General features: G+C 70.5%; 15 protein-coding genes and 2 pseudogenes. 9 read left to right on the plus strand and 8 right to left on the minus strand.

Annotated features, from left to right (window positions below):
- The first annotated feature begins 181 nt into the window (after positions 1 to 181).
- From OG259_RS03840 to OG259_RS03850, 3 genes are all read left to right on the plus strand, one after another.
- Complete coding sequence (locus tag OG259_RS03840; protein ID WP_328940881.1) at positions 182 to 1,777, plus strand: sulfatase family protein; 1,596 nt, start codon at positions 182 to 184, stop codon at positions 1,775 to 1,777.
- Positions 1,774 to 3,540: a sulfatase gene (locus OG259_RS03845; RefSeq protein ID WP_328940882.1), complete on the plus strand. Its 1,767-nt coding sequence runs from the start codon at positions 1,774 to 1,776 to the stop codon at positions 3,538 to 3,540. The genes OG259_RS03840 and OG259_RS03845 overlap by 4 nt, the downstream gene beginning before the upstream one ends.
- 115 nt (positions 3,541 to 3,655) lie before the next feature.
- Entirely contained in the window at positions 3,656 to 5,002 is a 1,347-nt protein-coding gene (locus OG259_RS03850; RefSeq protein WP_328940883.1) for an MFS transporter, read from the plus strand.
- A 48-nt stretch (positions 5,003 to 5,050) separates the two neighbouring features.
- Here the strand turns inward: OG259_RS03850 and OG259_RS03855 are convergent, their stop codons facing one another.
- Positions 5,051 to 6,091, minus strand: a complete 1,041-nt coding sequence (locus OG259_RS03855) for an Lrp/AsnC family transcriptional regulator (protein WP_328940884.1) — start codon at positions 6,089 to 6,091, stop codon at positions 5,051 to 5,053.
- Positions 6,092 to 6,192: 101 nt separating this feature from the next.
- Here OG259_RS03855 and OG259_RS03860 point away from each other — a divergent pair, with 101 nt between their 5' ends.
- From OG259_RS03860 to OG259_RS03875, 4 genes are all read left to right on the plus strand, one after another.
- The gene (locus OG259_RS03860) at positions 6,193 to 7,407 is read left to right on the plus strand and encodes a M20 metallopeptidase family protein (protein ID WP_328940885.1); all 1,215 of its coding nucleotides are present in this window, start codon (positions 6,193 to 6,195) and stop codon (positions 7,405 to 7,407) included.
- Between the two features lie 170 nt (positions 7,408 to 7,577).
- Positions 7,578 to 8,921, plus strand: a complete 1,344-nt coding sequence (locus OG259_RS03865; RefSeq protein ID WP_328940886.1) for an MFS transporter — start codon at positions 7,578 to 7,580, stop codon at positions 8,919 to 8,921.
- 47 nt (positions 8,922 to 8,968) lie between these two features.
- Positions 8,969 to 9,868 (plus strand): alpha/beta hydrolase, encoded by a 900-nt coding sequence (locus OG259_RS03870; protein WP_328940887.1) that lies wholly within the window; start codon positions 8,969 to 8,971, stop codon positions 9,866 to 9,868.
- Between the two features lie 272 nt (positions 9,869 to 10,140).
- A complete protein-coding gene (locus tag OG259_RS03875; RefSeq protein ID WP_328940888.1) occupies positions 10,141 to 11,589 on the plus strand; it encodes a cellulose binding domain-containing protein in 1,449 nt (482 codons plus the stop codon).
- A gap of 359 nt (positions 11,590 to 11,948) precedes the next feature.
- On the opposite strand, the gene OG259_RS03880 is transcribed toward OG259_RS03875, so the two are convergent.
- A complete protein-coding gene (locus OG259_RS03880; protein WP_328940889.1) occupies positions 11,949 to 13,070 on the minus strand; it encodes a sensor histidine kinase in 1,122 nt (373 codons plus the stop codon).
- Positions 13,067 to 13,747 carry a response regulator gene (locus OG259_RS03885; protein ID WP_141297581.1) on the minus strand — a complete coding sequence of 227 codons (681 nt, stop codon included), beginning with the start codon at positions 13,745 to 13,747 and terminating at the stop codon, positions 13,067 to 13,069. The genes OG259_RS03880 and OG259_RS03885 overlap by 4 nt, the downstream gene beginning before the upstream one ends.
- 600 nt (positions 13,748 to 14,347) lie before the next feature.
- Here OG259_RS03885 and OG259_RS41710 point away from each other — a divergent pair.
- A complete protein-coding gene (locus OG259_RS41710) occupies positions 14,348 to 14,488 on the plus strand; it encodes a hypothetical protein (protein WP_443051911.1) in 141 nt (46 codons plus the stop codon).
- Positions 14,489 to 14,510: 22 nt separating this feature from the next.
- Here OG259_RS41710 and OG259_RS03895 read toward each other — a convergent pair.
- Positions 14,511 to 15,452 (minus strand): annotated as a pseudogene (locus OG259_RS03895) (alpha/beta hydrolase); the annotation flags it as partial.
- A 57-nt stretch (positions 15,453 to 15,509) separates the two neighbouring features.
- A pseudogene (locus OG259_RS03900) lies at positions 15,510 to 16,125 on the minus strand (phosphatidylglycerol lysyltransferase domain-containing protein); the annotation flags it as partial.
- A 181-nt stretch (positions 16,126 to 16,306) separates the two neighbouring features.
- Between OG259_RS03900 and OG259_RS03905 the strand changes: the two are divergent.
- The gene (locus OG259_RS03905) at positions 16,307 to 17,563 is read left to right on the plus strand and encodes a DUF418 domain-containing protein (protein WP_328940890.1); all 1,257 of its coding nucleotides are present in this window, start codon (positions 16,307 to 16,309) and stop codon (positions 17,561 to 17,563) included.
- Between the two features lie 301 nt (positions 17,564 to 17,864).
- Here OG259_RS03905 and OG259_RS03910 read toward each other — a convergent pair whose 3' ends face one another.
- The 3 genes from OG259_RS03910 to OG259_RS03920 form a co-directional block, all read right to left on the minus strand.
- On the minus strand, positions 17,865 to 18,434 hold the full coding sequence (locus OG259_RS03910) for a TerD family protein (RefSeq protein ID WP_141297583.1): 570 nt from the start codon (positions 18,432 to 18,434) through the stop codon (positions 17,865 to 17,867).
- 180 nt (positions 18,435 to 18,614) lie between these two features.
- On the minus strand, positions 18,615 to 20,402 hold the full coding sequence (locus tag OG259_RS03915; RefSeq protein ID WP_328940891.1) for an ABC transporter ATP-binding protein: 1,788 nt from the start codon (positions 20,400 to 20,402) through the stop codon (positions 18,615 to 18,617).
- 414 nt (positions 20,403 to 20,816) lie between these two features.
- The gene (locus tag OG259_RS03920; RefSeq protein WP_328940892.1) at positions 20,817 to 23,441 is read right to left on the minus strand and encodes an RICIN domain-containing protein; all 2,625 of its coding nucleotides are present in this window, start codon (positions 23,439 to 23,441) and stop codon (positions 20,817 to 20,819) included.
- Between the last annotated feature and the right edge of the window lie 25 nt (positions 23,442 to 23,466).

Raw genomic sequence — 23,466 nt, forward strand, 5'->3', positions numbered from 1 at the left:
GAGAACGCAAGCAGCGAAGTGATGCGGGAATATTTCAAGTGCGAGAACTGCGGTGCGACATCTTGACACCTTCGGCAACAGCCCTGAAACCTGAGGGGCATAGCTGCTGGCGCACATATGTCCTCGAGCGCTTATCGGATGCCGGCCGCATGCGGCTCCCGCCTTCCCCCCGGAGTTCCCCTTGCGCATCATCTATGTGGACGTCGACACCCTGCGGGCCGACCACACCACCCCGTACGGCTACCACCGGCCCACCACGCCCCACCTCCAGGAGCTCGCCGACAAGTCGGTCGTCTTCGACCGCTACTACTGCTCCGACTCGCCCTGCCTGCCGTCCCGGACCGCTCTGACCAGCGGACAGTTCGGGATCACGAACGGCGTGATCGGCCACTACGGTGCCGACGCCCAGTTCCGGCTCGACTCCGGCCACGGCCCCGAACCCGACCGGCCGCTCCTCGGCCAACGCCTCCAGCTCGACGGCTACTACACCGCGGCCGTCTCCGTCTTCGCCGAGCGCCACCGCGCGTACTGGTTCCACGGCAACTTCCGCGAGTCCGTCCGCGCCACCGGCAACTGGGGCGACGAGGACGCCGCCGACGTCAACCGCGTCGCCCTCGACTGGATCCGCAGGCACGCCGAGGACGACGACTGGTACCTCCACCTCACCTACTGGGATCCGCACACCGACTACACCCAGCCCGCCGAGTGGACCGAACGCATGGCGGCCTCCGCCCCTGTGCAGTCCTGGCCGGACGAGCAGACGATCCGGGAGCACGCCGAGATCTACGGCCCGCGCAGCGCCCTTGACCTGCACTACTCGCTCTCCAGCGGCGGCGGCACCTCGCCCGTGCCGCACAACATGCCCGACGCGATCCGTTCCCGCGCCGACTTCGAGCATCTGATCAACGGCTTCGACGGCGCCATCGCCTACTGGGACCACCACTTCGGACGGCTCCTGGCCACTCTGGAGGAGCTGGGCATCGCGGACGAGACGGCGATCGTCGTCAGCGCCGACCACGGCGAGGCGTTCGGCGAGCACGGCATGTACGCGGAACACGGGCTGGCCACGGAGTCCGTCCAGCGGATCCCCCTCGTCGTGTACTGGCCCGGGGTCACCGACACCCTTCCGGAAGACGCCCGCCGCAACGACTCCCTGCTGTACAACATCGACCTGGCACCCACCCTGTGCGACCTGCTCGGCCTCGACGTACCCGAGGGCTGGCAGGGCAGCTCCTTCGCGGACGCGGTACGCGGCGAGGAGACCGACTCCCGGCCGTACCTGGTCCTCGGCCACGGCGCGCACACCTACCAGCGTGCCGTCCGCACCCGCGACCACCTCTACATCCGCACCTACCACCCCGGCTGCTTCAAGACGGCCTGGGAGCAGTTGTACGACGTCACCGACGACCCGTACCTGACCCACGACCTCCTGGACGAGGAGCCCGCTCTCGCCGGGACGATGCGCTCCCACCTGGCCGAGTGGTGGCACGAGCACGCCGGCCGCCCCGGCTGTCTGCCCGACCCGATGCTGAGCAATCTCCAGGCCGGGCCTGTCTACTACGCCGATCCCACCCGGTACGCCCGGCATCTGCGCGACACCGGCCGGTCCCACCTGGCCGAGGACCTGGAACAGCGTCTGGCCGTACCCCGTGCCTCGGTGCCGGTCCCCTGGCACGCACCGGCACCGCCGCGTTCCGCGGAGCTCTTCGGGCGGTGGAAGGAGATCTTCCAGGAACGCGCCACCAAGAAGGCGACAGAAGGGAAGTCCGTCCGATGAGGGCGATCATGGTGATGTTCGACAGTCTCAACCGGCGCATGCTGCCGCCGTACGGCGGAGACTGGACGCACGCCCCGAACTTCGCGCGGCTCGCCGAGCGCACGGTGACCTTCGACAAGGCGTACGCGGGGTCGATGCCGTGCATGCCGGCCCGCCGCGAACTGCACACGGGGCGCTACAACTTCCTTCACCGAAGCTGGGGGCCCCTGGAGCCGTTCGACGACTCGATGCCCGAACTGCTCAAGCAGAACGGCGTGTACACCCATCTGGCCAGCGACCACCCGCACTACTGGGAGGACGGTGGCGCCACCTACCACGGCCGGTACAACTCCTGGGAGTTCTTCCGCGGGCAGGAGGGCGACCCGTGGAAGGGGCAGGTGGCCGATCCGGAGATGCCCGAGGACCTGAAGCGGATGCGCTCGGCCGTGTACCGGCAGGACTGGGTGAACCGCCCTCACATGGCGACCGAGGACCGGCATCCGCAGACCCTCACCTTCGACGCCGGCCTGGAGTTCCTCCGGACGAACAAGGACGCGGACCGGTGGTTCGTCCAGATCGAGACCTTCGACCCGCACGAGCCGTTCTTCTCCCACCAGCGGTACAAGGACCTCTATCCGCACGCGTACGACGGGCCGCACTTCGACTGGCCCGACTACAAGCAGGTGGTGGAGACGGACGAACAGGTCGCCCATGCCGGTTACGAGTACGCCGCCCTGCTCTCCATGTGCGACCACTCGCTCGGCCGGGTCCTCGATGCCATGGACGAGTACGGCCTGTGGGACGACACGCTCCTGATCGTCAACACCGACCACGGTCTGCTGCTCGGCGAGAAGGGCTGGTGGGGCAAGTCGGTCCAGCCCTGGTACAACGAGCTGGTCCATCTGCCGCTGTTCGTCTGGGACCCGCGCGCCGGCGGCGCGGGCGAGCGGCGCGACACCCTGGTGCAGACCATCGACCTCGCCCCCACGCTCCTGGAGTACTTCGGCGTCGAGCGCCCGGCCGACATGCAGGGCGCACCGCTGCCCGTCTGCGCCGCCGACGCCCCCGTGCGCGAGGCCGGCCTCTTCGGCATCCACGGCGGTCATGTGAACGTCACGGACGGACGGTATGTGTACATGCGCGCCCCCGCCTCCCCAGGCAACACCCCCCTGCAAGAGCACACGTTGATGCCGACGCACATGCGCGGCCGCTTCACCCCCGCCGAACTCGCCGACGTGGAGCTGGCCGAGCCGTTCGGCTTCACCAAGGGCGTCCGCACCCTGCGAGTGCCGGGCCGAACCTTCGTCAATCCGTACCACCACGGCAGCCTGCTCTTCGACCTGGAGAACGACCCCGAGCAGCTGGAGCCGCTCGTCGACGACGAGGTGGAGCTGCGGCTCGCGACGCTGCTGGTGGAGCTGATGCGGGATACGGAGGCGCCGCCCAGTCAGTACGAACGTCTCGGCCTGCCCGCCGAGGGTCCTGTGACCGGTGCGCACCTCCTCGTACGGACCCAGCGCGATCAGGCCCAGCGGGCCGCGGTGCCGTTGCCGCGTGCCGAGGACTATCCGGAAGGGCGGTTGTCCCTGCGGACGCCGGTCGCGACGCTGATCGGCGATCCGGTGGCTCTGGAGGTGCTCAAGCGGCATCTGCCCGGGATCGCCGACTCGGAACTCCTGCAGTTCCTGGGGCCGACCCCGCTCATCGACATCGCCGCGATGTCGGGCGGAATGATCCCGCCCGACCGGCTTCGCCTGGTCGCCGAGGAGCTCGCGAAACTCTGAGGCCCGGTCGTCAGAACACGGATGAACGCCGGTGACGGGGCGGCTACCCCGTCATCGGCCTGCCTTTCCTCCCCCGCCCATCCTGCGAAGAACGAGACGAAGAAGAGGTGGCGTCTTGCCCGATCTTACCGAGGCACCCGTCGACACGACGAAGGAGAGAAAGGCGGGCCCCGTCAAGGGCCGCTGGCGCCAGCTGTCCCTTCTCGGCGGCACCATGCTCGTCGAGAACACCGAGGCGAGTCTGATCAGCGGGCTCTTCCCGGTGATCCGGCAGGCGCTCGGCGTCTCGCTCGGCGCGCTGGGCGTCCTGACCGCCGCGGGCCGGATCGTCGGCGTGTTCGCCGGACCGTTCTGGGTGTGGGTCGCCCAGCGCTGGTCCCGCAAGGGCGTCCTCGTCCTGGCCACCGGATTCTGGGGAGTGTGGGGCATAGCCGCCGGCTTCGCCCAGAACTTCGCCCAGCTCCTCATCCTGATGACCATCCTCGCCGCCGGGTACGCCGCCTCCCAGCCCCTCAGCACGGAAATCCTGGGTGACCTCTTCGACAGCGAGTCCCGGGGCCGCGCCGTCGGCATGCTGTACGGCGCCATCAACCTCGCCGCCTCCCTCTTCGCCACCCTCAAGGGACAGCTCGCCGGTTTCGACGACGGCTGGCGCTGGGGCCTGTGGAGCATCGGCGCCCTCAACGTCCTCTTCGGCGTCGCCCTGTTGATCTGGATGCGCGACCCGGGCAGAGGTGCGTCCGAGCACCAGCTCGCCTGCCTCGACCGACAGACCCGCGAGGCCCACGCCAAGGTCACCATGAAGCAGGTGACCGCACTCTTCCGGATCCGAAGCCTGGTGATCCTGCTCGTCTCCCGACTCCTGTCCGGACATCTCCTCGCCGCAGCGTTCGGCGTGATCTTCCTGGTGGACGTCTACGGATTCAGCACGCAGGTCGCCTCCGTCATCCTCTTCCCCATGGGCATCGGCTTCTTCGCCGGCACCCTGCTCGGCGGCTTCCTCACCGACTGGACCGTCCGCCGCAACCTGCGCAACGGGCCCGTGGCCATCCTCCAGACCGCCCAGTTCGCCTTCGCGGTCATCGCCTACTTCGGCACCCAGATCGACTGGGGCGGAATCGGTCTGTTCGCCGTCTTCTTCGCCCTCATGGGCCTCACCCAGGGCGTCAACCCGGTGGTCAACCGGCCCATGATCATGGCCGTGACCCTTCCCGAGCTCCGCGGCGCGGCCTTCGCCATCTACCTCAGCCTCTTCGAGGCCGTCGCCATCGCCGCGTTCAGCCTCGGAGCCGGCTTCCTCGGCGACGCCTTCGGACTGCGCTCGGTGTTCCTGTGGGTCCTCGTCGGCCTCATGGCCGCCAACGGTGCCTTCCTCACCCTGCTCTACCGCACCTATGCCGCCGACGTAGCCCGCGTCCAGCAGGCCCTCGAGAGCCGGCGACGGGCGGCTCTGGCCGGATAGTTCAACCTGGCCGGCCTCGACTGCCGAGTACACGCCCGATCCGACGCTTCAGGAAGGATCGGACCAGATGTCCATGGGGACGGTGCTCACGCTGCGGCCGGCCGGGTCGAGGATGCGGCCCATGCGCTTGACGAAGCGCAGCGAGACGGCTTGGTCGAGCACATTCAACTGGGGCAGTGCGCTGGTGAGGCGGGCTTCGAGGCCGCGGATGTCGGGGAGGGAGCGGAGCCAGACGCTGATGAGGAGGTTCGCGGTGCCCCCGGCGAGGCCGATGCACGCCCGGATCTCGGGGACGGCGGCCAGGAGTCTGTTCAGGGCGTCGCGGTCCTCGATCTCGGCCTGGGCCCAGATCGAGGTGGAGATCGGCCAGCCGCACAGGGGTTGAGCTACTTCGCAGCGCAGCTCCAGGTCCTCGTTGGCGACGAGGAGGCCGAGACGCTTGCGCACGGTGGTGATCCCGACGCCCAGCTCCTCCGCGAGGTCCGTGAGCGACGTACGTCCGTCGACCCCGAGGCGCACGACGAGGAGCCGGTCCCTCGTGGTGAGGGTCTGAGGCGTCGACGGCGACCGGGTCGGCCGCTCGGCGGTGATGTGCGCCCGCTGACGGGGGTCGAGGGCACGCAAGCGCCAGTCGGTGGCGTGCGTGAAGACATGCGTGCCGAGCTGGGTGCGGGTGGCGCTGATTCCCGGGAGTGCTCCGAGGCGTTCGAGCAGGTATCCGGAGAGCGCGGGAAGCGTGGGCGTCGACACGGTGAGCAGCAGGTCCCGGCCGCCGCTGGTGTGCTCCACGGTCAGGACGTGCGGCCACTGCGCGAGGGTGTTGGCGACTTCGAGGGCACGGCCGGCCTGACAGTCCACTTCGACGAAGGCCAGGCAGCCCTGGGAGATCTGAGCGCGCCCGGGCTGTGCCGTGATCCACGCGACGCCCGTCTCGGTCAGCCGGGACCAGCGCCGGGCCACGGTGACGGGGTCGAGGTCGAGTGCCCGTCCGATGCGCGACCAGGGGGCTCGGGGGTCGATCTGCAGGGTGTTGACCAGGCTGAGGTCGAGCTCGTCCAGGTGTGCAGATTCCTGCAAACGATCAGACATGGAAGAAAGATCCTGCGTTTTCGAGGGCCATGAGTGCCGAGTATCCATCATCACTGGCAACCGAGCGACAGCAAGGTGAACGTCAGTGAAAGGGGACGAGGGTGTCGGTGTGCGAGGACGCACGGAGTGTGCAAGGTGATCTGGTTCGCCTGCGGCGGGCGCTGCATGCCGAGCCCGAGCTGGGCCTGGAGTTGCCGCGTACGCAGGACAAGGTCCTGGCCGCCCTGGACGGGCTGCCACTGGAGGTCATCACCACGGGCAACCGGCTGACCTCCGTCACCGCGGTCCTGCGGGGCTCCCGCCCCGGTCCCACGGTGCTGCTGCGCGCCGACATGGACGCGCTGCCCGTCGCCGAGCGCGCCGGTCTCGCGTACGCCTCCCGCACGGAGGGGGTCATGCACGCCTGTGGTCACGACCTGCACACGTCCATGCTCACCGGCGCGGCACAGCTCCTCTCCACGCGCCGGGACGAGCTCGCCGGCGACGTGGTCTTCATGTTCCAGCCCGGCGAGGAGGGCCAGGACGGGGCCGGCCACATGCTCGCCGAAGGGGTCCTGGACGCCTCCGGTGAGCGGCCGGTTGCCGCCTACGCCCTGCACGTGACGTCGGCGGGCCACCCCAACGGGATGTTCGCGACCCGCCGGGGCCCGGTCCTCGCCTCCTCCGACAGCCTTCGCGTGACCGTACGCGGCGCGGGAGGCCACGGCTCGATGCCGCACCTGGCCAACGACCCCGTACCCGCGGCGTGCGAGATGGTCACCGCGCTGCAGACCTTCATCAGCCGCAGGTTCGACCCGTTCGACCCCGTGGTGCTGACCGTGGGCGCCTTCCACGCGGGCACTACCTCCAACGTCATCCCCGACGAGGCCCGGTTCACGGCGACCGTACGGTCGTTCTCCGCCTCGTCGCACGGCCGGATCAAGGACGGCACCGTTCAGCTGTGCCGGGGCATCGCGGCCGCCCACGGCCTCGACGTCGAGGTGAACTTCGTCGAGCAGTACCCCCTCACCGTCAACGACCCGGCCGAGGCCGAGTTCGTCGCCGACGTGGTGGCGGAGGTGCACGGAGAGGAACGCTTCGCGTGGGCGCCCCGCCCGGCCACCGGCTCGGAGGACTTCTCACGGGTGCTCGACGAGGTCCCCGGCGCGTTCGTGGTCCTGGGCGCCTGCCCGCCGGACCGGGACCTCCAGCAAGCCCCGTACAACCACTCGCCGCTGGCCGTCTTCGACGACCGCGTACTGGGTGACGGAGCCGCGCTCTACGCCGAACTCGCCCTGCGGCGCCTGGCACGGGCGAAGGCCGCCCCCGTCTGCTGACCCCTCCGCCCCCAGCCCCACGTACCGCGTCGCCGTGCGCCCCGTGCCCTCGGGCGCAGCGCAGCACCGCCCCTCTGGCAGGCCCGCCGCACCGCCGGCAGTACATCCCCGCCCGCAGCCCCGCCGGACGCAGCTGATCCAGGCTGCGTCCCGTACCCCAGGAGAAAGCCGTGTCCGACCACGCATCCCCGGCCATCAGATCCGACGCACCCGACGTCTCGGCCACGAGCGCCAGGACCAAGAGCGCCCCCTCCCCGTCCCGGCTGCGCACCGTCATCGGCACCGGCGTGGGCAACGCCCTGGAGTGGTACGACTGGAACGTCTACGCCATCTTCACCCCGTTCTTCGCCTCGCAGTTCTTCCCCTCCGCCGATCCGACCTCGGCCCTGCTGAGCACCCTGGCGATCTTCGCCGTGGGCTTCCTCATGCGACCCCTGGGCGGCCTTGTCTTCGGCCGGCTCAGCGACCGCAAGGGGCGGCGTGCGGCGATGGTCGGCTCCATCGCGCTGGCCGCCGCCGGAAGCCTGCTGATCGGCCTCGCACCGACCTACGCCACGATCGGCGTGGGCGCCTCCGCCCTACTGGTCTTCGCGCGGCTCGTCCAGGGCCTGGCCCACGGCGGGGAGCTTCCCGCGGCCCAGACGTACGTGGCGGAGATGGCCCCCCGCGAACGGCGAGGGCTCTGGTCGAGCCTGATCTACATCTCCGGCACCTGCGGCATCATGGTCGCCACCGTGCTCGCAGCGGTCCTCTCCTCCTTCCTCAGCGAGGACCAGCTCCACGCGTGGGGCTGGCGCGTGCCCTTCGTCATCGGTGGACTTCTCGGCCTGTACGCGCTGATCATGCGGCTCCGCCTTGAGGAGACCGACGCGTTCGAGAAGCAGGCCGACACCCCGGACCGCCACGAGCCGCGCACCTCCGTGTGGCGCGGCTTCTGGGAGAACCGGGCGGCATGCCTGCGCGTGATCGGCCTCACCCTGGGCGGCACGGTCGTCTACTACACCTGGGCCGTCTCCGCCCCGGCCCAGGCCATCTCCCTCAAGGGCATCGAGGCCTCCTCCGCGCTGTGGGCGGGAGTCCTCGCCAACCTGGTCTTCCTCGTGGCACTGCCGCTGTTCGGTGCCCTGTCCGACCGCGTGGGCCGCAAGCCCATCCTGTACGGCTCCTACATCGGCGGAGCCGTCCTAGCCTTCCCCCTGAACTGGTTCATCCAGGACCAGGCCTGGCAGCTGGCCGTGTCGATGACCACGGCCATGCTCTTCATGTCCGCCGGCGCGGCGATCACCCCCGCGGTGTTCGCGGAGATGTTCCCGACCCGACTGCGCACGACGGGCGTGGGCTTCCCCTACGCGATCGCCGTGGCCGCCTGCGGCGGCAGCGCCCCGTATCTTCAGACATGGCTGACCAGCAACGGGCAGGGCGACCTCTTCCTCGGCTACACAGTGGTCCTGCTGCTCCTCGCCCTGGCCGTGGTGCACCGGATGCCGGAGACGAAGAACACCGACCTGACGTGACACCGAGGAACGCCGAAGAACACGGACTGTGGGAACGGAGCCGTACTGTGGCGAGCCTGATCAGCAGAGCGATGCCGACCGTGGTGCGGCTCCGTGGGGCCAAGAAGGTGTTCAGCTCGGCGGAGGCCGTCCGGGACCAGGTCCTCACCCGTTCCCTGCGGCCGACCGGATACGCCCCACCGGCCGGACTGGAGCGCTCGGTTGACCTCACCGTACGCCGGGTGGCCGGATGGCCCGTCTACGAGGTCACCCCTCGCGGCGCTCTCAGCCCCGGACGGCGGGCGATCTATCTGCACGGCGGCGCGTACATCAACGAGATAGCACCCCAGCACTGGAAGCTGATCGCCCACGTGGCCGCCGAGACCGGCACCCGGGTCACCGTGCCGATCTACCCCCTCGCTCCCCTGGCGACCGCGGCCGAAGTGGTACCGGCCGTCACCGACCTGGCCGCCCAACTCCTCGACGACGCGGGCACCACGGCCGTCACTCTCATCGGAGACTCCGCCGGCGGCGGGATGGCCCTCGCCGTCGCCGTCCACCTGCGGGACCGAGGACTGCCCTCACCCGCCCGCACCGTCCTCATCTCCCCGTGGCTGGACATCAGCCTGACCGACCCGCGCATCGCCCTGCTCGAAGACCGCGACCCCTGGCTCGCCGTCCCCGGCGCACGCTACGCCGGCGACCTCTACCGCGGCGCACTCCCCGCCGACCACCCTCATGTCAGCCCTCTCCTCGCCGACCTCACCGGGTTGAACCCGATCACGCTGTTCAGCGGAACCCGCGACATCGTCAACGCCGACGCCCGGCGACTGGCCGCCCGCGCCACGACCGCCGGCCTCGAGCTGGTCTACCACGAAGCGCCGGAGATGCTGCACGTCTACCCCCTCCTGCCGATCCCCGAAGGCAGAGCAGCACGCGCCACCATCTGCACCGCCCTGCGGGGCTGACGCACGCCGTCAACGGCCGTCCTGACACACCGGCATGCTCGGGGCCTCCCTCGGGGTTCCGCAGCTCCGCCGGATGATCGAGCACGTCGTCGTCCATCGCTGTCCCTGGGCCCCGTCTTCCGGTCGTCGGACCGGGGGTTGACGCCACCATTGGTCTATGCCAACTTCTCCTCGGCGCATGATCAGCCTTTCCCCCCACGGGTGTTGAAGCATCGGACTTCGCCCGCGGCACCATGCTGCCCTCCCCCATCACCTCCCCCGAGAGGAACCCCATGCGCAACGGAACGCACCGCCGGAAGCCCGGCATGCGCACCGCGCTCGCCGCCGCCACCGTGATCGGTCTCGGCGCCACCGCGCTGACCGCCCTCCCGGCCGCCGCCGCGGACGAGAGCATCGCCGTCCGGTACCGGCACGGCGGCACGGGCAGCGACCAGGCGGCGCCCTGGTTCACCGTGGTCAACACCGGGACGACAAGCGTCCCGTTGAGCCAGGTCAAGCTGCGCTACTACTTCAAGGCCGACCCCGGCGCCTCGTACAGCTACGCCTGCGACTGGGCCGTCAAGGGCTGCACACACCTGAACGGCACGTTCGGCACGCCGGCCAACCCCACCGCCACGGCGGACCGGTACCTGGAGGTCGGGTTCACCGCAGGAGCCGGCTCCCTGGCACCGGGCGCCGACACCGGAGACGTACAGCTGCGCTTCCACCGATCCGACTGGCAGCCGCTCGACCAGTCCGACGACTACTCGTTCGGACCCGCGCAGACCACGTACGGGAACTGGACCAAGGTCACCGCCACCATCGGCGGAGTCCAGGTCTGGGGCACCACCCCGGGCGGCAACGAGTCGACCCCGACGCCGACCCCGACACCCACTGATCCCTCCCCCACGGCCCCGACCACTCCCCCGGCCGAACAGAGGGTCCTCTTCGACGACTTCGACTACACCGGCCACACCGACCCTGCGATCACCGCACACGGCTGGACCATCCGCTCCGGCGGAGGCGGCCCCGGCGTCGGCGACGCGACCTGGGCGCCCGAGAACGTGACCTTCGCCAAAGAAGGCGCGAACTCCTTCATGACGCTGCGCACGTCGACCGCCGGCACCGGCGCATCGACCCGGCAGACCGAAGTGCACACCGCCGCAAGGAAGTTCAAGAACGGGACCTACGCCGCCCGGGTGCGCTTCGCGGACACCCCGACCAGCGGCCCGGACGGCGACCACCTGGTCCAGAGCTTCTTCACCATCAACGACCTCACCGCACCGATGGCGGACGACTACGCCGAGTACGACTTCGAGTACCTCCCCAACGGCGGCTGGGGCGAGACGGCGAACGTCCTCTACACCACCTCCTGGGAGACCTTCCGCCCCGACCCCTGGGAGGCGGTCAACCAGCACACCGAGGCCCGCACGAGCCAGGCCGGCTGGCACGACCTCGTCCTGACCATCGACGACACGGCACTCGTCTACTACATCGACGGCAAGGAGTTCGCCCGGCACGACGCGCGCTATCTGCCCGAGCGACCCATGTCGATCCACTTCAACCAGTGGCTGATCGACCTCGCCGGACAGACCTCCACGACCACCCGCGCCTACGAGGAGAGGGTCGACTACATGCTCCACGTGAAGGACGAGGTCCTCACCCCGGCCCAAGTGGCGGCGAAGGTCGCCGACTTCCGCACGTCCGGGACCGCCTTCAAGGACTCCGTACCCAGCTCCTGAACGAACCGGCCGGCGCCGGGTGGTGGCGGTGCGACCACCCGCAGCGCCGGCACCGACGTCGTCGTCGGCCCCCGCCGTGGGCAGCGAGGACGTCTCCCTCCGCGACTTCGACCCCGGACGGCACATGGGCGCGGCACCGGGCGAGGACCACGTTCCGGCCCTCCGGCGGCCACTCCGTGCCTCACCACGGGTAGCGGCCGCCGAACGGCCGGTCCACCGGGCCGAGGCAACGGAATGCCGACCGGGAAGGGGGCCTTCGCGGTGGGCTCGCCGTTCACGGCCAAGCGCAGGTGGAGCATGGCGACCGGGCTTGAGGCGCGTGGCGAGAACTAGCACCGGCTGCGTCGGACGAATTGTCTTCAATCGGACAGGGCGGGAGCTCGTAGTTCGATCTCGTATCCGCCTTCTGGGGTGGGCTCGGCGGTGAGGGTGCCGTCGAGCAGTTCGGCGCGTTCCTTCAGACCGATGAGGCCGTGGCGGGCGCTGGGCAGGGCGACGGTCGGGCGGGCGGGGGCGGTGTTGGTGACGGTGACGCCGAAGTGGTGCACGTCGTGCCAGAGGCGTACCTCGGCGCGGGCTCCGGGGGCGTGCTTGCGCACATTGGTGAGGGCTTCCTGGACCGTGCGGTAGACGGTGCGCTGGGCGGTGGTGCTGATGCCGGGAGGAAGCTCTCCGGTCAGGGTGGTCTCGATGCCGCTGTTGGCGATGAGCTGCTGGAGGTCGGCGAGGGTGGGCTGGGGGGCGAGTTCGGTCGCCTTGCCGCCGGAGGCGCGGAGCAGGGTGACCATGTGGCGGAGTTCGTCGAGGGTGTTCGCGCTCAGGGTGCGGATGGTGCGCGCGGCCTCGCGGGCGTCGGGGTCCTTGGCGGCCATCTGCAGGGCTCCGGCCTGGACGGCGATGAGGCTGACCTGGTGGGAGACGACATCGTGCATCTCGCGGGCCAGCTGGGCCCGTTCACGGGCGAGGACGGTCTGGGCGTAGAGGGCGCGTTCGTGTTCCCGGGCCTCCTTGACCTCGACGAGCCGGCCGGCCACGTCGTGCCTGGCCTGCACGAGTTGGCCGAACAGGACGGGGGCGAAGGCCGTGGCCAGGGCGTAGACGAACTGCACGAGTGTCCAGGTCCGGTCCCCGTCGAATTCGTCGGACAGCGGCCAGGCGAGCGTGCCCGCAACGGCGTTCAGCAGCGCGCAGCCGGCGAGCAGCGGGCGGTTGCGGGTGGACGCGGCCAGTGTGTACAGGGCGGCGATCGGGGCGACCGCGACGTCCATGAACAGGGTCATGGGCAGGGTCAGCAGGAAGACGGTCAGCGGGAAGCGCCTGCGGAGGAACAGGCCGGCGGAGCCCACGGCGGCGCAGGCCCACATCACAGGGGTGCCCTCGCCCAGGAGGTTGATCCAGGCGTCGAGCGCGGCCAGCATCACGAGCCCCGTGTCGACGGCCCAGGGCGGTACACGCCGCCACCATGCCCGGCCCGTGTTCATCGTCCGTTGTCCCGCGCCGTGTTGTCGTCGTTGTGGGTGAGCAGTCCCGCGCGCTCGGCGAGCAGGGCCGCCTGGACACGGCTGGTGACCCGCAGCTTGGTCAGGATCGAGCTGACGTGGTCCTTGACGGTGCCCGCGCTCAGGTGGATGCGGGTGCCGATGTCGGCGTTGGAGAGTCCTTCGGCGACCAGGACGAGGACGTCGCGTTCCCGGTCGCTGAGGAGGCCGACGCGTGCGACGTCCGCGTCCTGGGGTGCTCCGGCCCCCGGGTGGCTGCGGAGCAGCGCACGTGATGCCTTCGGCGACATGACGACGCCGCCCGCGGCCAGGGTGCGGACCAGCTGGGCGAGCTGTTCGGGCTCGGTGTCCTTGAGGAGGAAGCCGGAGGCTCCCGAGCGCAGTGCGGTGAGGATGTACTCGTCGGTGTCGAAGGTGGTCAGCATGGCCACGTGCGGCGGTCCGGGCAGCGTCTGGATCTGCCGCAGCACGGTCAGACCGTCCACGTCCGGCATGCGGATGTCGAGGAGCACGACGTCCGGCAACTCGCGCCGGACCACGTCGGCCGCCTGCGCCCCTTCCGCTGTCGCCACGACCTCGATGCCGTCGGACGCGTTCAGAATCATCTGGAAACCGGACCGCACCAGGGCCTCGTCGTCCACCACCACTACCCGGATCACCGGCGTCCTGCCTCACACTCTCGTCTGCGCTGTTGCTGTGTCCCGCTGCTCGGCGACCCATCCACCCCGGTGCTCCGCGCGCTCGTACGGTGTTCGCCTGACGTCGACCGTACGCCGGGCAGGGTACGCGGAGACGTGATCACCCACGGACAGTGGACGCCCGGCGGGTCGACTCCAGCCGTTCGGGGGGTGCGCTCCGGCCGGTCGGCAGGCCGGCGGTCGAGGCTCGGCGGATGGCGCCCGTCGTGCTCGTACCCTGGGATCGGTGCGTGGCCCCGTGCCGAGTCCGAGGGCCGCAGCCGATGTCCGTATCGTTCGAGGACCGTCCCGCCATGCCCGGCTCATGCCTGCGTCACGCTGGTGAACCGGTCGGCCGCCGCCGTCTCCCCCTGCTCCGACAGGGCGGCCACCATGGAGCTCGCCAGCACCGCCCCGTACACCCCCCGAACAGCACATGGGGCCGCGCGGCAAGGCGGCGCAGGGCACGGACGGACTCCGAGGGGCCGCTGGTGACGGCGACGGTACCGACGCTGCTCCTGCTGCTCGGCGCGGCGTGGGGATGGTGGCCCTCGGCGGGCATCGAATACGTGTGTCTTCGCCGTGAACGTGGTCCTGCTGTTCGCCTGGGGCCTGCTCGCGGCCCGCGCCGCCAGCCGCACCTGGGCTTCCGCCCTGCGGATCGGCATGGTGGACGCGCTGCTCGGACTCGTGGTCGTCGTGGCCAACGCCCTCATCAAGTAGAACCGGTCGGTCCCGCGCGGTCTCACCTCGCGTCGAGCCCGCCGCTGATCCACTCCAGTGTGGGTGCGACCTCCCGTTGCCAGGTGGTGAAGTTGTGGCCGCCGCTGTCGAGGATGACGGACGAGACGCGGGCGGGGATGTGGTCCAAAGTCGAGAACACATCGGCGCGGTTCCTCAGGTTCTGGTCGCCGTGGAAGAGGTCACCCGGGTGGTCACGTCTTCGGCGGCCTTGTAGTACGGGGACAGTCCCGCACTCGCCGCGAACCGGTCCGGGTGGTGGAGGCCCAGTTTCAGCGCGCAGTAGCCGCCGGTCGAGTTTCCGATCACGCCCCAGTCGCGTGCGTGTTCACCGACCCGATAGGCGCCTGAGACCGCCTCCGGCAGGTCGCGGGCGAGGAACGTCTCGGCCTGCGGACTCCGGGTACGTCCACGCACTCGGTGTCGCGAGGGGGTGCGACGGTCGGGCACGCATCAGGACCATCGGCTGCGTCTTTCCCTGTGCCGCCGGGCGGTGGGCCGTCGTCGGATACTTCAGGACCTTGATGAGGGACTTGGCGTTGCCGGGGTAGCCGGTGAGCACGACCGACGCGGGAAACGACTTCTTCGCGTGGCCCGGCCGGAAGTACTCCGGCGGGAGGTAGACGTACGCGGGGCCGCTGATGCCGGAGGCGCCGCCTCGTACGACGATCTTCTGTATCTGGCCGCCGGCCGAAGGCCGTCTGCTGCCGGGGACCGGCACCGTCTGCTTCTCCACCACGGTGAGCCGTGAGGTGCCGGCAGGGCCGGCGGAGTGGTCCACGACGACGCCCTGCGTCTGCTCCTGGCCGACGAGGTCGGCCCAGGACGCGTAGAGCAGAAAGGACTTGTTCGCCGTGAGGCCGACCAAGGCGAAGATCATGACCTGTGTCATGAGCAGCAGCCAGGTGCGGGCGAGGGCGGTACGCCATCCGCGCCGGGCCCTTCGGACGCGAGGGAACACGGCTGTGTGGGGAAGAGGTCGGGCGGGCTGCTGTGTGGCGGGTCAGGCGGCGCGCGATCGCCGTCGGAAGAGGGTGGGCAGGCCCGGCGTCGTGACGGAGCCCTCCGCCCGGCCGGCGGCCAGCGCGATCCGCGGCAGTTCGCTGCTCTTCTGGAAGAGGACGAAACGGGGTTCCCGGACCGGTCGGTACTTGGCGTTCGCCCGGTACAGCGATTCGATCTGCCACCAGCGGGAGAAGAGCCCCAGGGTCGTGCGCCACAGCCGCAGGACGGGTCCGGCGCCCAGGCGGTCTCCGCGCGCGAAGACCGACCGGAACATCGCGAAGTTCATCGAGACCCGGGCCAGTCCACACGCTGTAGCCGGCGCGCAGGACCCGGTTGTGCGCCTGCCGGACCCCGCGCATCGCGCGTCCCCCCAAGGTGAAGTCCGCGACCTCCACGACGGCTTCGTCGCCCCGTTCGAGGGCGTTCAGACCGTGTCGTCCGTAGATCACTCCCGCTTCCTCGGACGCCCCCATCACGGCCGGGACCCAGGCGGGCGCCCGTGCTTCGGCGAGCCAGGTGTCGATGGCGCCCGGTCATGCCTCGGGGTCTCCGACGGGGTCGCCGGAGGCCAGGGAGACGCCGTTGACCACGCGGTAGGTCACGGCCGCCTTGCCGCGCCATCGGCGAGCCGGCCTCCGGGGCCACCTTCCAGGACCTCCTGCCCTCCATCGACCGCACCTCTGATCCGTCCGCCCTGGCCCGCCGGTCGGCGGGGGTGGTCCCGGCCGGTCGGCGGGGGCGCCACCGAAGCCTGCCGGATGGTCCGCTCCCCTGTAGCACCGGGAGATTCCTCGTATGACACAGATACAGCCGCCGCAGGCGACGTCAGCTCCGCGGGAGAACCCGTCTCCCGCGCCCGCAGCTTCGCCCGACTCCGCCGGGAAACCCTCGGGCGGCCCCTCGATGGGACGCCTGGTCGGCGTGGACCTGGCCCGCGCGCTGGCGGTGTTCGGCATGTACATCGTCCACATCGGCCCGGTCCTGTCGTCCACGCACGGCGTCGGCACCTGGGTCCGGTATCTGGCCGACGGCCACTCGTCGGTCCTGTTCGCCACCCTCGCCGGGTACTCGCTGATGCTGATCGCCGGCCGCCGTGAGCCGAAGACCGGCCTGGCGGGCCGGCAGGCGAAGGTCCGGATCGCGATCCGCGCCGTGGTCCTGCTGGCCCTGGGCAGCGTGCTGGCGATGGAGTACGGGGGAGTGATCATCCTCGGCTTCTACGGTGTCTACTTCCTCCTCGCCCTGCCCTTGCTGCGGCTGTCCGCCAAGGCACTGGCGATCACCGCGGCCGGGCTCGCGCTCGTCACACCCCAGCTGGCGTTCGTCCTGAACTCGCGGCTCAGCGAGTCCGTCCAGCAGACCATCGACGCCCACGACCCGCTCAAGAAGATCAGCGAGGTCGGCGTCCTCGACCTGCTGCTCACCGGCTTCTACCCGACGATCACCTGGATGTCGTTCGTGGTCGCCGGCATGGCGCTGGCCCGCCTCGACCTGTCGGCTGTCTCCGTCCAGCGTCGCCTGGCCGCGCTCGGCGCCGCCCTGACCGTCGGCGCGTACGGCCTGTCCCTGCTCCTGGCGGGCAAGGACGCTCTGCGCAGCATGGCGGAGGACGGGAAGTCGTCCGCCGGGTTCGAGAAGGCGTCGTCCTTCGGCGGCGGATCCTTCGAGGCCCCCCGGCGGGCGGCCTCGGAACTGCTGTCCGCCGGGCCGCACAGCGGCACCACCTTCGACATCATCGGCAGCGTCGGCGTCGCCATCCTCGTGATCGTCGGTGCGACGGTGCTCATGGACCGCCTGCCGCGACTGCGCAGCCTGGCGAAGCCGGTCATCGCCGTGGGCACCATGTCCCTGACGGCGTACGTCGGCCACTTCCTCGCCCAGTCCATGCTCGGCGTATCGGCCGGCGAAAGTACCCAGACGTCCTGGATCCCCGTGCTCACGTTCATCCTCGGGGCGATCGTGTTCGCCGCGGTCTGGTCCCGCTCCTTCCGCCGCGGACCGCTGGAGGCGCTGCTCAACACCTCCACGAAGCCTGCGAAGTACGTGCGATGACGCCGGCCGGGGCGGGCGGTCTTTCATGGCCCGTCCCGGCTCCGACGGCCCTCGCGGCCCGCTCACATCGACCGTCCGGTCCGGCACCCCGCCGAACGGCTGAAACAGGACCTGAGCGGCTCGCACAGGAGCGCTCGACGCCGCCGTCCACGGAAGGTGGATCTTAGGGTCGGATACGGCGGCGCTCCGGCCGGGCTCAGAGGCCCTGCGGAGCGTGCTTCTTGCGCGGCAGGGCCCGGCCCCTCTTGCTTCGTACGTGTTGTCGCCGGAGAAGGTCCGCTGAGCACGTGGGCCGACCGGGTCACGCCTCGGCTGCCTGGAGGAGGTCAGCGAAGGTGGTGCACGCCACCGGCTCACCGAGGGCCGTCATCGTCCAGGCGCCGCCGGCTCGGGTCACCTCCGCCATGATCAGCGCCGTGTGGGGCCCATGGGCGGGAAGGACGTACCGGGCCAGCTCGTGGCCCAGGCTCTCGTCGACAATCCGGCAGTGCGCGCTCTGCACAGTCTCGAAGGTGCTGCCGTCGAAGGAACTGACGGCGAACACGACGCGGTCCGCGTAGGGGGGCAGCCGGGACAGACGGGCGACGAACGACTCGTTGTCCCCCTCGCCCGCGATGTTCTCCGCCACCGGGCCGGCGATGTGCTCGATGGACGCGTCCGGGTGGGTGGGGTTCTCGGCGAACAGAGCGTCGAGGAACCGGCCGCGGCCGTACAGCAGGGCGAAGGTGCCCAGGCGGCCGAGCCGGAAAAGCCCGGGCGAACCGGAGCACGGAGCGGACTGCCAGCCGATACCCATCCGCATCAGGTTGAGGGGGCAACCGTCCGCCCTGTTCAGCGGGACCCGCTGGTCCTTGGCCATGGGTATGGGCATGGGGACTCCAGGTGAGGTGGCGGACAGAGCGTGCAGGAGCGAACCGCCTGGTGACGGGGCGCCATCCTCAGCCTCACGCGCCGTCCGGTGCGCCGGTACCCGACGGCTGTCCGGCGCCACTCCGCCACCCAGCAGGGCTGCCCCGCCGCATGGCGGGGGCAGCCCTGCGGAGCACTCCACTCACACGGCGGGACGCTCGGCCGGGACCAGGAGCTGGGTCGCTGCCAGCTGTGCGTACAGCTCGTCCCTATCCACCAGTTCCCTATGGGTGCCGATCGCACGGACCGTGCCGGCGTCCATGACGACGATGCGGTCCGCGTCCGTCACCGTGGACAAGCGGTGCGCCACCACCAGGACGGTGGTCTCGCGTGCCGTCTCGGCGATGACGTCCCGCAGCGCCAGCTCGTTGACCGCGTCGAGCTGTGAGGTCGCCTCGTCCAGGAGCAGCAGCCGGGGCCTGCGCAGCAGCGCGCGGGCGATCGCGACGCGCTGGCGCTCACCGCCGGAAATCTTCGAGCCGCGATGTCCGACCAGGGTGTCCAGGCCGTGCGGGAGACGCTCGACGAGCGTGTCGAGCCTGGTCCTGGCGAGGACGGCGCGGATGTCGCCGTCCGTCGAGCCGGGCGCGCTGAAGACCAGGTTCTCCCGCAGCGTGCCGGCCAGGACCGGCGCGTCCTGCTCCACGTACCCGATGACGGACCGCAGTTCGGACAGCGGCCACTGCCGGATGTCCGTACCGTCGACCAGGATGCGCCCGCCGGTCGTCTCGTAGAACCGCTCGATGAGCGAGAAGACCGTCGGCTTACCCGCACCCGAAGGCCCGACGAAGGCCGTCATCCCGGCGCCCGGCACCGCGAAGTCCACCTGCTGGTGGATGTACGGCAGCCCGGGCGCGTAGCGGAAAGACACGTCCTCGAAGCGGATCGACGCCGGACGCACCTCGGTCCGCACCGGCTTGTACGTGGCCGGCGGCTCCGCAGCCAGACGGTCCACTTCCTTGATCCGGGAGATCGCGGCCGCGCCCTCCTGATATGCGGAGGCGGCCTCGACCAGCTTGTACACCGGCTCCATCAGGTAGAACAGGTACAGCAGGAAGGCGATCAGCGTAGAGACGGGGATGTCCCCGGACGCCACCCGCGCCCCGCCCACCGCGAGCACCGCGAGGAACGCCGACTCGACGGCGAGGTTGTCCGCCGTTCCCAGCACGGCCTCCCACTTCGCGCCGCGTACGCCGTGACGCCACGCTCGCCGGGCCGACGCCTCGACGCGGGCGGTCTCCCGCTCCTCGGCGCCGGACGCCTTCACCGTGCGGAACGCGCCGAAGACCCGCTCCAGGCTGGTGGACATCTCCCCGACGGCGGCCTGGGAGCGCTCGGCAGCCTGCCCGTTCTTCGGCATCACCAGGGCGGCGCCCGCCCCGACGACCGCGACCACGACGAAGGTGACGCCGAGCAGGACGGCGTCCAGGAACGCCATCACCACGACCGCCGCGATCAGCGTCAGCGCCCCGGTCGCGGCGTTGACCACCGCCTGGGTGCTGACGGCCCGCAGCAGCGTGGTGTCGGAAGTGACCCGGGACATCAGATCGCCTGGCTGCATCCGGTCCACCGCCGTCAGCCGCAGCCGCAGCAGCCGGCCGATCAGGCCGCGGCGAGCGGCCAGGACCACGGACTCCGCCGTCCGCTCCAACACATAGGCGCCAAACGCCTCGGCCACCGTGCTCAGCAGCACCAGCACGGTCAGCGCCAGCAGGATGGTGGCGAGCGTGCCACCGGACGAGAGCCGGTCGACGAGCGCCTTCGTGGCCAGCGGCTGCAGCAGCCCGCCGGCGGCGCCCACCAGCGCCAGCAGCAGACCGAGTACGACGGCCCACTGGTGCGGGCGAACGTACCCGTACAGCGCCTTGAGCGTCTCGCGGACGCGCAGGGACTCGGCACCCGTCGCCTCGGGGGCGGATGCGGTGTTCACAGGGTTCCTTTCCTCCGTAGTCAGCCGCGTACCTCGCCAGCGATGTGCGGCATCGGCCCGCACGAGGGCCGACGGGCGGGGTCGGGCTCCTTCTCGTGCGTGCGGTGTGTCATGCCACCAGCCTGGAAGCCCGGGCGCTCCGTCGACCATCCGGCGATCGTCGGGTACACCCCCGCCAAGTGGCTGGAGCCGCCTGCACCCCATGTGACCAGAGCGACCAAACCGGTGAAGGAGGTGGCGAGGACGACTGGACGGGCGCCGGGGCCTTACGCAGCAGAGGCCGCACGCAAGCACTGAGGAGACAGCAGAAAACCGCCCTCCGACCGAAATGTGGCACCGGTCAGGAGAGCGGCTTTCCGTTATTGACAGCGCGTCAGCTCGTGCGTCGGACGCGCGTCTGCTCCGGTGTCGGGGTCAGGACGGGTCGCCGTACTGGAGTCCGCGTCCGTTGGTACCGACATACACGCGGCCGTAGGTGTCCGGGTCGCCGGTGATGACGCCGACGCCTCCAATGGCGCCCCACTGGTGGGCGTCATCGTTGACGCGGAGCCAGGTGGCGCCCTTGTCCGTGGAGCGGAAGACGCCGGTGACGTCCTTGACGGTGCCGATCAGGTAGAGGGCCTGGTAGGAGGCGCCGGGTGCGGCCTTGCCGAAGCCGAGGGCGGAGGCGGACTTCGCCGTGGTGAGCGCGGTGAAGGTGCGGCCGCCGTCGGTGGAGTGCAGCAGCCCCTGGCCGCCGCCGGCGATCCACAGGTCCCCGGCGACGCCGGGGACGGCAGTGAGCGGGCCGGCGGGCAGGCCGGTCGCCCGGGCGGTGAAGGTCGCCCCGCCGTCGGTGCTGGCGTGCAACGTGCCGCCGGACAGCGAGTAGAACGTCCTGGCCGAGGAGCGGTCGGCGACGACGACGGCGTAGGTGCCCAGTCCGGCGACCTTCGACCAGCTCGCACCCTTGTCGGTCGACCGGTACGGGACCTGGCCGGCCTGGCTCCAGACGATGGTCGAGCCGTCGGCCGCGAGCGCGACGCGGCCGTCCTGGGCACCGGCCACCGGCTCGGCCCTGAAGCCGTTCCAGCTGATGCCTCCGTCGGTGGAGTAGGCGCCGTCCTGCGCGCCGCCGTGGCCGACGCGGACCATCATCGAGGGCGTGGACTGGGCGAAGTCGATGTCCGTGCTGTTGGTCATCATCGGGTTGTCCAGCCGCCCGGCCGGGACCTTGTTCAGGTCGTCGTGGCGGAAGCCGCCCTGGTCGCCCATGGCGGTGACGACAGCGGCACCGCCGGGCGGGGCGATCGCGTCCATCAGCGCGGTCTCCTCAAGGCCGCGCGCACCCGCGGTCCAGTGGCTGGTGCCGCCGCTGTCAGTGGCGTTGGCGTCCTTGCTGCGCCAGATGCCGTTGCCGGTGCCGTACATCACGTGCCCGGAGTCGAAGGGGTCGATGGCCAGGGCGGTCATCCAGTGCCCGGTGGGGGTGCCGACGTAGGGAGCGGCGGAGGCGTTCCGTACCGACTTGTCCGCCAGCGCCTTCCAGGTCGTGCCGCCGTCGGTGGTGCGGTAGATCTCGTCCTCGGGCCACCAGCGGTCGAGGGTGGTGACCATCACCGTGGACGGCTGGCGCGGGTCGACGGCCAGGCCGGAGAACCCGTACGAGCCGCGGGACGGGGTGATGTCCTTCCAAGTCCCACCGGCCGGTGCGTACTTCCAGACCGAGCCCGCCGTCACACCGTTGGGTCCGAGGGCGTTGGTGTACGTCAGGTACAGCGAGCCGTCACCGGAGAGCACGCCGTGCTGCGGCAACTGGCCCGTGGGCTGGCCGGGGACGGCCTGCCAGGTGGTGCCGCCGTCGGTGGAGCGGTACAGGGAGGTGGACTTGTCCGCGACGCCGACGTAGACCGTGTTGCTGCCGGCCGGGCCGTACGTCACGAAGGAGACGCCCGCGCCGCTGCTCGCCCCGTCCTTGACGGGGAACGAGGACACCTGCCGCCATGTCACACCGCTGTCCGTGCTGCGCCACAGGCCGTTCTTACGGGTGCCAAGCAGCAGGGTGCGGTTGTCCGAGGGGTCGATCACCAGCCGTTCGCCCGCCCCGCGGCCGTCCTCGTTGCCGCCCAGCTTGAACGGCAGAGCGGTGCGCTGGAAGGTGCGGCCCCGGTCGGTGGAGCGCAGGATCGCGCCCTCGCCTGCCCACTCGTTGGTGTAGGTGCCGGCCGCGAGGTAGAGCCGGTCGGGGTCGACGGGGTCGGTGGCCACCGAGTCGATGCCCAGCAGGTTCCAGTCCTTCTCGCCGAGCCAGTCGGTCAGCGGGATCCACTGCTCGGCCGCACTGTCCCAGCGGTAGGCGCCGCCCATGTCGGTACGCGCGTACAGCAGACCCTTCTCCCGGGGGTTGAACACCAGCCCGGTGACGTAACCGCCGCCGACCACCTGGGCGTTCTTCCACGCGTACGGTCCGGTCCCGTTGACCGGGGCCTCGGACGTCTTCACCAGCTTCCACTGCTGGTTGGTGCTGCCATGGCCGCCGTACTGGATGACCGCCGCGCCGTCGGCCGGGGAGCCTCCGGAGACGTCCAGGACCTGGCCGCTCCTGCGGGAGGTGAAGGTGACGGCGTCGGAACCGCTCACCTCGTCGATCCGCCACTCCTGGGAGGCGGAGGAGCTGTCGGTCTGCTGCTCGGCGGCAGCCGCCTGCGCGGTCGAATCGCCCGCTATGCCGAGCACTTTGCCGCTGTTGCGGTTCACCAGCTCGTAGTAGCCGTCCCCGGCGGGGCGCAGTCTCCACTGCTGGTTGGCGGTGTTCTGGTCGGTCCACTGCTGGATGCGGGTGCCGTCGGCGGTGGAGAAGGCGTTGACGTCCAGCACCTTGCCGCTGCGCACGGAGACCAGCTTGTAGTAGGCATTGCCGTCGACCGTCGCGGCCTGCGAGTCGTCCTGCACGAACAGGAGGTACGGCACGACGGTGGCGGGCACTCCGAGCAGCAGAGCGGTGACGGTCCTGCGACGGCGGTGACGCCCGCGGCGCCCGCCGTTCGTGGGGTTGTTCATGGGGGGTGTTTCTCCTTGTGCAACC

Source organism: Streptomyces sp. NBC_00250 (assembly GCF_036192275.1).
Classification (GTDB): domain Bacteria; phylum Actinomycetota; class Actinomycetes; order Streptomycetales; family Streptomycetaceae; genus Streptomyces.